The organism is Novipirellula artificiosorum, assembly GCF_007860135.1.
GTDB classification, from domain to species: Bacteria; Planctomycetota; Planctomycetia; order Pirellulales; family Pirellulaceae; genus Novipirellula_A; species Novipirellula_A artificiosorum.
Window position 1 is genome coordinate 19,791 of sequence record NZ_SJPV01000017.1, and the last position, 12,476, is coordinate 32,266.

At 54.7% G+C, this 12,476-nt stretch carries 7 protein-coding genes; 1 reads left to right on the forward strand and 6 read right to left on the reverse strand.

What is annotated here, in order from left to right:
- Positions 1–48: 48 nt before the first annotated feature.
- From Poly41_RS29200 to Poly41_RS34505, 6 genes are all read right to left on the reverse strand, one after another.
- Positions 49–1,371 carry a tetratricopeptide repeat protein gene (locus Poly41_RS29200; RefSeq protein WP_146530913.1) on the reverse strand — a complete coding sequence of 441 codons (1,323 nt, stop codon included), beginning with the start codon at positions 1,369–1,371 and terminating at the stop codon, positions 49–51.
- Positions 1,372–1,455: 84 nt separating this feature from the next.
- Positions 1,456–2,988, reverse strand: a complete 1,533-nt coding sequence (locus Poly41_RS29205; protein ID WP_197231778.1) for a TIR domain-containing protein — start codon at positions 2,986–2,988, stop codon at positions 1,456–1,458.
- Positions 2,989–2,998: 10 nt separating this feature from the next.
- Positions 2,999–5,218, reverse strand: coding sequence for a TRAFs-binding domain-containing protein (locus Poly41_RS29210; RefSeq protein ID WP_146530915.1), 2,220 nt, complete (start codon positions 5,216–5,218; stop codon positions 2,999–3,001).
- Positions 5,219–5,392: 174 nt separating this feature from the next.
- Complete coding sequence (locus Poly41_RS35830; protein WP_390621502.1) at positions 5,393–5,632, reverse strand: hypothetical protein; 240 nt, start codon at positions 5,630–5,632, stop codon at positions 5,393–5,395.
- On the reverse strand, positions 5,575–5,838 hold the full coding sequence (locus Poly41_RS35195) for an NPCBM/NEW2 domain-containing protein (RefSeq protein WP_231616042.1): 264 nt from the start codon (positions 5,836–5,838) through the stop codon (positions 5,575–5,577). Before Poly41_RS35195 ends, Poly41_RS35830 begins: the two co-directional genes overlap by 58 nt.
- Positions 5,835–9,887 carry a hypothetical protein gene (locus Poly41_RS34505; protein WP_197231781.1) on the reverse strand — a complete coding sequence of 1,351 codons (4,053 nt, stop codon included), beginning with the start codon at positions 9,885–9,887 and terminating at the stop codon, positions 5,835–5,837. Before Poly41_RS34505 ends, Poly41_RS35195 begins: the two co-directional genes overlap by 4 nt.
- A gap of 238 nt (positions 9,888–10,125) precedes the next feature.
- Here Poly41_RS34505 and Poly41_RS29220 point away from each other — a divergent pair, with 238 nt between their 5' ends.
- Positions 10,126–12,474: a PAS domain-containing hybrid sensor histidine kinase/response regulator gene (locus tag Poly41_RS29220; RefSeq protein WP_197231783.1), complete on the forward strand. Its 2,349-nt coding sequence runs from the start codon at positions 10,126–10,128 to the stop codon at positions 12,472–12,474.
- Positions 12,475–12,476 lie beyond the last annotated feature (2 nt).

Genomic DNA, 12,476 nt, shown 5'->3' on the forward strand with positions numbered 1-12,476 from the left:
CATTCGAACACTGCTCTCGATTTGGGATGCTGCATGGCTGACGATGGTCTACCAAAAACGAAGAATGCCATGAAAGATTTGAAGCCAAGGATCGAGGTCGTTTGCACTTTCCTGATCCTGGTCCGCCAACTCGATTTGGTTCTGTTCCCGATAAATCTCGCCCCGGCTTAAGTACGCCAGTGCCGCCCGTTCGTGATCGGGGCCAATCAAGCTCGAGTCGCTTGTTGGGTAACATTCGACAGCCTTGGTGAAAGCTGCGATCGCCTGCGTTGGGTCGCCACGTTGACGATGCACTTCGCCAAGGCCCTGATAAGAGTGTCCGAAAGCTTCATGCGCGGCTGCGGACTCGGCAAATAAGGCTTCGGCATTCTCCAGGTCGCCCGCCGAAATACTTTGCATGCCTCGCTCGTACAATGCAATGGATTCCCCCAAACGATCAAGCGTTTGCTTTCGCCAAGCAAAGTGAACGATCGATGCGACGCTCAATGCAATCACCGCGGCAAAGATCGGCCAGGGATGGGAACCGCGATTGGAGCCGTATTTCCAAAGGCCGACAATTCCGAGCAGCACGGCCAGCCCGACAGACCACCAGCCCCAGGCAAGTGAACTGATGGCGAGAAGTAGCGCGAACGCCATCATCCAATTTCTTTCCAACAGCGGTTCCCCCGAACCGCTGCGGAAGTAATCGCATTGGCGCCCGACGTCGATTCGGTAGCGACGATAGAAGAATCCGCATCCAGCCAAGAAGACAAACAGGCCAAGCATTGCAAGTCCTACGCCCTCGAACACAAATCGGGCTTCCTGGAATCGCGTCAAGTTCTCATACGCATCGCTCCAATACCAAGCTTCCAGCATCCATATTCCGAGGAAGGGGAGAAACAACAGGCATCCAATCAAACCGATCGGTAGCAGCCAATAGTCCCACGGGTAAAGGTCATCGGGGTACTCATCAAGGTGTTCCTCCAAGTCGCTGACCAACCGCCCAATGTCTCTTTGTAAGTCTTTGTCCGTTCGAATCCGCAATGCATGTTGAAATGTGAGTGGCTGAAGAACTGATGGAATCCGTTCAGTCACGGGCATGACCGCGCGATCGAGTAAGACGGGAATGACCCGCATCGAATCTCGGCCAAATGCATCTGCGATTCCGGTTGACTCCATCGCGTCGAAATCATCAAGCGGCAGGCCTGGCGTCGGCCCGCGTTCGCTGTCTTGGCTCAACAATGCAATGACCACCTGCGACTCGCCACGATGCTGAGGCAATTCGTTTTCGCATCGCAGATGCGCTGATGAAAAGTACTCGGAGAGCGTTTCCGAGATACGATGGACAACGGGCGCGCTGTCGCGAAACAGAACGATGATTTCTTTGCTCATCTTTGGGTCCGACAACTGTCCTCTCCAATCAATCTGTGGCCATGTCAGGGAAAATTGCCAAACTGACGTAGTTGGTTTAGAGAATCACGCGTCAACATCGGGAATCGGCAGGGGTGGCGGGGGTACCTCCGATTGCGGTTCTTTCCTCGCTTCATCACGATCGTCAAATTTCGGAATGGCATCGAATAACCTATCCAAGAACGAGGAACTCGATCCGCCTACGGATTCCGATGCCCGCATGTCGGTCGACGCTCCCTCGCTGTCTCCGAGCTGTTGCAATGCGTTGCCGCGAATTTGATAGGCGTTGCGCAGAATATCTCGTTGTTCCTGACTGGCATCTATGGGGTCGGAGGAGTTGTAAACCGATTCCCGGACTGCCAAGATCGGGGACAGAACGTCAACCGCGTCCTGATGTTTCCCCTGCACGCCCAACGCTCGCGCGAAGTTTACCAAAGCGATGTCACTTTCATCCGTCTGGGGCTCAAAGAGCTGCGACGCCAATCGGTAAGACGTCAACGCCGTTTCCGAATCTTTTTGATCCAACGCTATTCTTGCGGAGTCCATTTCGCGTAACCATCGATAGAACTTCCAGTATGGCAACTGGATCGAGAGCGTGGTCACAATTCCAAGCATGCCAGTCAGCATTCCAATGATGGCGAGCGAGCGACCACGGACCCAACCATGTCGGCGGCCTGTCGTCAGAACAGCCCAAACTCCAAACAAAATTGCGGGTATCGTGGCGAGCACACCTAAACCCATCGAGGCCAAACCGCATGCCAAACTGACGACAGCAGAAGTGCTCTTGGGTGCTCGCCGCCGACCAATGCCTGATGAAAAATGGGCCCTTCTAGCCGTCGATTCTTGGGTCAAACAACACCAACGTTTTCCAACGACAATTAAGACTGGGCCAACCGCAAGCGGAAGTGTGCAATAGAGGATCATATCCAGTAACGCCCGAGAATATGCGGCCATCCCCAAATCGCTTTCGGTCAGCCCCATCTGCTCAAACCGGACGTCGGGCAGCGGCAATTGCCAAAGCATGAAATCGGCATCCCCGGGCAAAAGGGACAAGGACGCCACTCCAATCCCAACGAGAAGGATACCCATTGGGATGAGGATCAACTCCAGCGGGAAACGCGAATCGGGTGACAGGATGCCGTGCGATTTCGCCAGCCGATCGATCAGCTTTTTGACGTCGCTGTTGAAGGGGACGCCGCTGTCGATCGGGATGGGGTCACAAGAGGCAACTCCGGCAATCGATTCCGGCAATCGTTCGGATGGAGGCAGGGACGCGCCGTGGATCAGCACGGGAACGAGACTCTTGCCCTGCTCCACCGCGGTTTCTACTTCAATTCGAAGCTGATCATCAGGATTATCCAGTCTCCGCTTGCCGAAATCGTCGACGATGTCCAACCACTGTTCGCCGATAACGACCAGCACAACATCGCACTGTTGGATGATCCGAGCGATCTGTGTCCGGTAGTCCTTGCCGGCTAGCAAGTCATCCACGTCCATGAAGACACTATTGGGGCCATAATAACCCTGCAAGCGATCAAACATTCGTCCTGTGAAGTCTTGCGATTCCTTTCGGCGGTAGGAGACAAACAGCTTTTGCATGGTGACCTCGCTACGAGGACGTTGCGGAACGGAGGTGGTAAGTGGCAAACATTCCGAAATCTTTTGCCAAGGGAGTTTGCCCGACATACTCGCATTGGAAACTACAGTTCTTTTGATGTGCAGCCAGCGCCGCAAAGGACTCGCTGGCGTACACGTTTCCAGGTGGAGTCACGGGTTCAATACGAGCGGCGTGATTCACGTGGATGCCAAAGTACGTCAATTGCTGGCTGATCGGATCATAGCACCCGTAAACGGGTCCAGCGTGCAGGCCAATGCGGATCCCAAGATCGACGGGCAAGCCATGACGAGCCCACGGGACCGATCCAATCGCGTCGGCCAATCGAAGCGCATACCGACCTGCATCCTGAATCTTTTCAAAAGTAAAGTACAGTCCGTCGCCCCACGTGTGCTTCGTATTGGGTTGGACGACCAGGTCTCGCATGCATTCCGAAACGGTGCCCAGAAACACCTTGGCGAACGCCACCAATTGAGACTCATTGAGTCGACTGAAGCCCTTCACATCCGCGAACAGCAGTGACATGACCGTCGGTTGATGATCGACAATGCACTCATCCAACGATTCGATGGTGCGAGATGCAATGGGGCCAATCATGTTGGTTTGTCGCATGCCCAGACCCTCCTCATCGATGCTCGTTTCCTTGATTTCAACCGCGATGGGATTCTCTGACAAAGAAAGCGTTACACAGGATGGATCGGCTCCAAATTGCTTGGCGCGCATCATGGCTAACCCCCGCAGCACATTCGCGGAGTACTGATCAGCCATTTCGCTTGATTGTCCGGCGCATGCGGTTACGGTGTGAATGTGTTCGCTTTTGTGAAGCAGTTTTCTTCGTACAGGGTCGCCGTCAAATTCCGTCGGCTGAGCCACTGGTTTTCCGCCATCCTGCAACACGTGAATCTCGCCGCCTGAATCCACGACGGCTTCAAGGAACAATCGTTCCCAATCACTTTCCAACGTCCCGAAAGCAATGAGCCCCGAATGACGTTGGATGAATGCGCTAACGCACTTCTTGACGAGTGGGATCATTGCAACAGGCATCTCCGCAAGTCTTTCGGATGGCTGTGCAAAGACAACGATCTTGGGAAGGGGAAAACAAGGGCTAAGTCGGTACCAATCGATGTTGCGATGATGGGCAAGCACGCGTGCTTGCCGAAAGGTCGAGGCGATATTACCGAACCGTTGTCCGGCCGACTTCGTCGCTCGCTTGTACCAGTGGACCGCGGAATCCAGTTTTCCTTGAATCAGGGCGGCTTCGGCGATCGTGGCCATGACCCAATAGTTGGGTGACGATTTGGACGTGTTCTGGTCGATCAACTCCTTACATTGTTGCTCGACTTCTTTTGCAACCGTCGAAGCAGTGGCTTCGTCTCCACGTATCAGCGCCAAAAAGGCGACGTTGACACCCGACCAATAACCCGACGTTGCTTGATAGGAATAGCGGTATGCATCGAACGCTCTGTTCAAATAGCTTTGCTTTCGGATGGCATCGGTTTCATATTCCCACAACGTCTTGTAAGTGCGAGCGAGGTTGCCAAGGGTTTCTTCGTCGCGATGTCCAGCATCACGCAGTTGTTGAAAAATCTGATTCGCATGCAAGGTCGCTCCGGCTCGTGCCAGGCTAAGACCTTGCAGTTGCATCAGCCTGACCTCGTTGGGAAAAGATTCTAAAGCTTCGCTAACAAAATCAAACGCCAAGATGGGTTCGTTGCGTTCCAGTAAATACTGTATCAGTAGTTGGGCATTCGAGCGGTTTGACCATCGCACCCTAAGAGGAACCGACTTGTGTTTGGCAACGATCGAGATCAAATCAACGGCGTCCGTTTGTCGTAGCAGCCGTTCCATTTCAATCGCGTGGGTGCCGTACTCATTGGCGCCTGGGGTGGGAGGAACCGGGTAGGCCGAACCCGATCGCTCAACGGAGTCATCGGGTCCCACGATTCGATAGCCATGTCGCAGAATCGTTTGCAGCGTTTCCCACGCGGTAAGGCGATCGTAGTCCCGTTCCGAATCGGCAAGCTGGGCGTAGGGGACGAGGTCAGGGTGCGTTTTGGCAGAATCGTCCCGTTCGGCACCATAGCACCATCCTTCCTCGGAACGCTGACGTGCCCAGGTATTGTGCACGTTCTCTGCAATGATCTCGCGAAGGTCTTCTAGGCCACGGGGCAACCCGAGGGCCCGGTCCGAGGGGGGCTCACTCTTGCGGTTCACGACATTTCTCCGGCATCCTTTCCGGGGGGCCGCTCCATTGGCGGTCGCGTGAACAACCTACGGCCCACAAGCCATCCAGGATGAAATTAACATCCCGTAACGTAAGACGCCGACGGGCAATTGTCAAATCTGCTTCAATTGAGTGCAGGAGACACAGGCCGACATCGAGTGATTTCACATCAGCTGGACAAAATGCACGCCAAGGCGGGGAACCTTAACGCTCCGTTCTTCATCGATCGGGCTGAGACGCTTATGACGCCAAACGTCGAAGACTTGCTGTGATCCCTTGCGAACGAGCTCGGCTAGGTTCACCGCAATCTCGCGAGGGTAGGGGGCGAGGTTGAAAATCCCGACCGCTAGCGAACCATCGTGAAGCGGTTTCGCGAGAATGAGTTGGTGGCGTGTTTGTTCGATGCCCCTGGGCTGGCGTGTTTCCCAATACCGCTTGAATAGGACTGCTCGCCAATGCGCAGCGGCTTTCCAGTGATCGAGAGATCCCTTTGCGGTTCTCCCCAACCCGCACTCATTGTAGATAGGTCGAGTGGGCTCAGCGAAGTCGTCGCAGCGGACAGGCTCAAGATGCCGCTCAAGACGAGAAGGGGAATCAGGATGCACTTCATGGAATTCGACTCTGTGGCGTAGCGAGAGGTGGGGGGTTGCGCACTTTCGGTCGCCACAATCCGCCTTGGCTGTATTGTTGCCATCCCCAATTGAGCCAACGCAGCAACGCCGATGCGAGCCACAAAGCCCAAAAAAGCATCATCAGCCGATAGAACCATACCGACACGGACACAACATACGGCACGGGCAACGCCGCAGCCGTGCGTGGTTCAAACCAAGTCAAATGATTGCCCGATGATCCGCTTCCGAGAATAAACATCTCCGGATTTCCAAGCAGCCCCGCGGCAACCGCGAACAGCAGAATCACAAGCGCAGCGAAGCTTGCAATCGGCAGGAATAGCTGAACCAGATTGAATCGCCAGCGGCCCAAGCGATCTGCTTGCAGGCCGCGCCAGGCCAACAGGAACAACCAACCGACGACAATCAAGGCGGGAATCAAATGCACCTGAGTCAGCCCCAGGAACAACAGCCCCCATTCCCAACGTCCCAGCGGTGAGAGCGAGAGACTGCCGAGTGCCAATGCCGCCAGCATCGCCACGACCAGCACCGTCCAAAACCGTACCGCCGGGCCTTGTAGGGGACCATCGGCCCACAAAATCCAGCGATTCTTGGGCAGGTTCATCGTGGTGGTGATGTTGGATGCTTCGGTTGGCAACGTGATCGGTGTTTTGCGGACCACCGTCTTGATCGCCTCATTCGTTCGCCACTGCAGCGTCACGGTCTGTTTCCCGGGGTGGACGGGGACAACCAACGTCGAACCGTCGCGCTGCCTCGGAATCGATTGCCCATCGACGGCCAGTTGAGAAATTTCCGCCGTGGGATCCAACGTCATCGAAAAGTCGCTGGCCAAAGAACTCTCCAACTCGATTGACAAGTCGTTCGTCCGTCGGCGGTCACCAAGCATCGTTTCGTGGTTGACACGATGCACCGTCATCGTCTCGCCGATAATGGGAATCGGTTTGCTGAGCCGCAGTTGGACACTCTCGGACGGCCAAGGATGCCAAACAGGGATCAAGTTGTTTCCATTGCTCTGGAAGACCGGCCGCAAGCCCGATAGTGAAACACTCCACATCGCCGATGTCGTCAGCTGCCAACTCTCAACCCATGAAATGGACTCGGATGCCGTCATTAGGATCTCGGAACGAATCGGCAATTCGCTGTTCCACGCGGTTTGCGATTGAGTTGCCGCGAGTCGAACGGCAATCTTGCCCGCTTCGATATTGCGGCTTGACGATAGAACCTTTTCGCCTTGCAACAAAGGCACTTCCAGCGAGATCGCTTTACCGGACTCCGATAACCGCTTCACCGTTGTGCGAACTTTCCAAACCAAGCCGAGTTCCAATTCACGCTTCACCTCGACGATTGTATTGAAGTGGGATTGGTCGTACGCCGCCTTGTCGCCCGTGACTTCCTGCTCTTTGACAAAGAAGACTTGTCCGTCCGGTGTACCGTTGGGGTTGATCCCCGTCACTTTCCAACCCTCGGCCTCAACCGTAACGTAGTGCGGCTTCAACAAAAACGTCCACTCCCAGTTTGCTTGCTTCGGCAGCAGCCCTTTGACTTCGACCTCGTGGACCCCCTTGGGAACCAATATCCAAAGGTATTCGTCTCGCCGGCAAACGATCACACCGTCCGATCGACCGTCGAGCAAAACGGAAACGGGTGACCAAGCAGGCAGCCGTCCGGGCAAGGGAACCGCAACGTCGATCGCCGCATGAACGGTCACCTGCATCTCAAGCCTATCCTCGACAATCGACAAATCAGCAGACGGGATTTCAGCGGCGTTGGGATACACCTCGGGTGTTTCTGTCAATCGCTGACGCAGCATGCCGAGCATTGCCTCGTCGGGCATTTGAGCCGATCCCGAGCTGGGCAGCATGAGTAAGATCAGGGCCCCGGCTGCAACGCCGGACGTTTGTCTCGGAAAGGGCCAGCGGATCTTGCGAACTCCAAACAAGATCACCGAAAGCAGGATCAGCAACGCCAATCGCAAGACCGTCAGGATCCGATTTCGAGTAAGTGAAAGCAGGACCGGGCGAACCACTTGCTCGCTGGTCACCGGTCCACTCCATCTGCAATCGACATTATTCCAATTCCATTTCGGTTCCGCGGGACCCGTTTGAATTCTGGCGCTTGGGTCGTACGTCAAGTTGGCGTGCGTAGCCAACCCAATCTGTTTCATCTGCCGACCTTCGCTCACAGCGGGCTCGTATCGAGAAAGGCTCCCCGATTTGCTGAAGCCGTTCGGCGAAGTACTGGAAAAGTCAAAGTGGGGCCAAGCAAAAATGCCGCGACTGCCGTAAGTCACCCCCGTCGTTTCTAATTGTGGATAGAGGACACTTTGCGTTTGCAAGACAATAAACGGAATCAGACACAGCAGCAGTACGGCAATCGCAACATTCTTCCAAGCGACAATCCATGGCTTCAATGCACCTTTCTCAACGACTTTCAATAGCGCCAGCGGAATCAGCAGCAACAACCAAGTGAAGCGAGGCGCATACGGTTCATGGTACGCCAACCCAAACGCAAGCAAAGCGATCACGCCAGGAACGACTCCGTACAAACGAAAAACCGCGAGCGCAAAGATCAATAACAAAAACAGATCAAATAGCGTCCATGCGGTTAGCCAGTCGCCCGCGACGGAATCGGCTCCGAGGACCGCCAAGGCTCGCCATCCCGGAGGCAGCGTCAATGTGAGACGCAAGGCGTCCGCATCGGTTTGCCAACCGGTTGCTGCGAATTGGTCGGATCGGTCAAGTCGTCCGATGGCCTGCATCTTCAGATCACGCGAGCGAACTTCGACGCCGCTTGCCCCCGTGCTGGGGTTTTCGGTAATCAGCTGAGGTTGATCATCGATGCGCACGTGTCCAAGCTGATGCGCCTGAGCGACGTCCAGTCGCCAGATCTCTTGACGTTTACCTTTCAAATGGTCTTGGTAGGTCACGCCCACACCGTCTTCGTCCAACCAAAGCCGCCGATGGATCTCGAGCCCCTCGGCGGCCTGATCGCCCATGCCTCGCATCTTTTCAACTAATCGAAATGGTTTCGAAGTGTCCCAAACGTAGATCCCCGTGCCTCGCCATGGTTCGGGATACGTCGTTTGCGTTGCGTCGACCATCAGCAAATCTTCGATTGTGGCCGCGCGAAACTCGGTATCCGTTTTCAGCCCGACCCATTCGCTTCCAACCATCGGTGGCGTGTCCGCCGCATACTCGATGACGCTCGGATCGGTTGTGCGAAACGCACTGAGCGAGATCGTCCATTTGCCGGGGCGTACTTGCGCTTTGACAAAACCACGATCGTCCACCGCGACCGGAATTTCACTTTCCACCGTCGACAATTGCCAATCGAAAGGCAACGCAAACCCCAGCGATTCTTCACGACTCTTACCCGACACGGTCAATTCAATCTGAGTTCTCAACCACACCGGGATTCCGTCCTCGATGCGGCGATAGACCTTGACGCCCATTGAGTTCTTGCCCGCAACGCCGGACGCCGTACGCCGAAGCCAGACTTGGCCACCTGGATCCCACGTCGGTGTAGGAACCTGGGCTCCCTGGATGGAAAGCGACAAAATGCCAATCGATTGTGGGACCGTGATTCGCTGGGGCATCGTGTTCCAGCGAAACTCACCTGAGAGACTCACTTGCCCTGGGGGCAGTTTCACCGAGGGACGCCCGTCCTGCTTGACGACCACCAACGCTTTATCGCCTGAGCGAACCTTGACCGGCCAAACCTCCTCACTGCCCGGAAGTGGAACCCAAGACTCTTCGAACACGTCGATCGTGGCGCTGAAAGAACCGCCGCTGTCGTTAACCGAAAGGTTCAGCGTCGACGGCCAGAAACAAATCGGCTGATCCGCAGCACTGTAGATTGTCGGGCAATTGCCGTGTTTCTTGTCCCACATGACCCAATCTTTCCAGGGTAACAGCGGTTCGGGAATCGACGGCTCCTCCGCAGCCAACTCGGACCCAGCCATCCCAACGAAGGCAATCAGCGTGATGAAAAGCAGGTGGATTCCAGATGCGATTCTAATTCTGGGAGGCATGGTGGCACATCGGCAGTGTTGGCGGGGGAATCATGAAGTAGGCTTCTATTCTAGCCTGCACCGGTAAGAGATCCCGTTTAAGGGTGAGCAGCGCGCGGAAAAGCGGCAGAAAGATGTCTTGTTCGAAATCCCGTTGAGGCCTCGGATTGCACGCAATTTGCTTGATTCAATCCGGAATACATTCTAGAGTGGGGTCATCTGCGGATTGAAGATTCCCCCGGCACAAATGGTTAGAATTGTGGATATCTATACATCCTTTGATGGCTTGGGGGTCGTAAGGCCTAAGAAGGATCTGCTGATCAAGACGCTGATCAATGCCGCGAAGCACTTGGTGTGGTTCACCTCGGTGGATGGCAGCCAGTTGCTTTACATCAATCGTGTCGCCGAGCGTATCTACGGGCGACAGCTCAAGAAACTGATTTCGAATCCCAACTATTGGATTGACGCAGTTCATCCTGACGACCGTAGTGGTGTCTTAAGTAATCTGAGCACACTGCTTGAACGCAAACACATCGAACAGGACTATCGCGTCGTTCGCCCAGACGGATCGGTGATTTGGCTACACGATCGTGTGAGCGTCATTCACGATGCCAACCATCAACCCCAATACATTGGCGGGATTGGAACGGATATCAGTCAGATTCGTGAATCGGAGGCTCTCTACTCGTCGCTGGTCGAGCGGATGCCGATGAATGTCGTTCGCAAAGACACCAAAGGCAGAGTTGTCTTTGCAAACCAAATGTATTGTCAGTTTTTGGGTCGGACTTTGAAAGAGATGGTCGGAAAGAGTGACGCCGACCTCTATCCCGCAGAGCTCGCGAAGCAGTATCGCGAGGCCGACCGGAGCGTGTTGAAGACGGGTGAAGTCCTCAACCGTATTGAATCTCATGTCCGACCCGACGGTGAGACCCACTATTTCGAGAAATTGAAGGGACCTGTTCACGATGCTGCTGGCAAGATCAGTGGAATCCAGGTCATGTTTTGGGATGTCACCGAGCGCATTCGAGCGGAGCAGGAAGTTCAAGATGCCCGAGAGATGGCAGAACAGGCAAATCGTGCCAAAAGCGAGTTCTTGGCCAACATGAGTCATGAAATCCGTACCCCGATGAATGGGATCATCGGAATGACGGAGCTGTTGTTGAACACGGAACCCACCGCGGAACAGCGAGACTACTTAAATATGGTTAAGCAATCGGCCGACTCGCTGTTGCGTTTGCTTAACGACATTCTCGATTTTTCCAAGATCGAAGCCGGCAAGCTCGATCTTGAAGATCGGCCCTTCAGCCTTCGCGACTGCATCGGACACACGGTGCGTACACTCGGGCTTCGTGCGGGTGAGAAGGGACTTGATTTACTCTGTCACTTCGATCCAAACCTTCCCGACCAACTTGTGGGCGATGCAGGGCGATTAGGTCAAATCGTTGTGAATATCGTGGGCAACGCCATTAAGTTTACCGAGCAAGGCGAAGTGGAAGTCGACGTATCGGGCGAGGTCACTTCAGATCGAAGCATCTTGTTGCAGTTCTCGATTCGTGACACCGGTATTGGAATTCCCAAAGATCGACAGGAGGCGATTTTTGAGTCGTTCCGTCAGGCGGATACGTCCACAAACCGGCGTTTCGGTGGTACCGGTCTCGGTTTGACCATCTCGACCCAGCTCGTCGAGATGATGAACGGTCGAATCTGGATTGAAAGCGAAATCGACCAAGGAACGACCTTTCATTTCACCGCAAGATTTGATGTGCACGACGAACAACCGCAGCCGGATGGCTCAGAGTTACTGCGAGGATTTCCGATCTTGGTCGTGGACAACAATCCAACCAACCTGCACATTCTCGACGAGTTGCTGCGAGGGTGGGACCTTGAGGTGACCGCAGTGGACAGCGGATCCAAGGGAATCGATGAATTGAAACGTGCGGCCGATGCAGGACGACCTTATAAGATCGTCATTCTTGATTGTCGTATGCCCGAAGTCGATGGATTTGACGTGGCAACGTTCATGCGAGAGGAACAGGGGGGCGAAGACTACCACACGATCATGATCTCCTCGGCCGCTAAGCCCGGAGACGTGGAGCGGTGTCGAAGTTTAGCAATCGCCCGCTACATGCAGAAGCCGGTCGTGCAGTCGGACCTGCTCGGAGCGATGCTGCAAGTGACTGGCAACGAGCATATCAAACGCAACGGGCTCAGTGGTGATTCGAAAAATGAAATTCGCAAACTGAAGATTTTGCTGGCCGAAGATGGCTTGGTAAATCAGAAGGTTGCGATCGGATTGTTGAAGGGCTTGGGACATGAAGTTGTCCTTGCCAGTGACGGTGTGGAAGCCGTGGCGGCATTGGACAAGCAGCAATTTGACCTCGTTCTGATGGACGTTCAAATGCCACGCTTAGACGGTCTCGAAGCAACGCAGATCATTCGCCAGAACGAACAGGCCATTGAAAGACACACGCCCATTGTCGCGATGACAGCGGGTGCGATGAAAGGCGACGAAGAACACTGTCTTGCATCGGGAATGGATGGATATATCTCCAAACCGATCGACCCGACGTTGCTTGCCGAGACCATCGGGAAATGTGTGAAAGAGTGAGC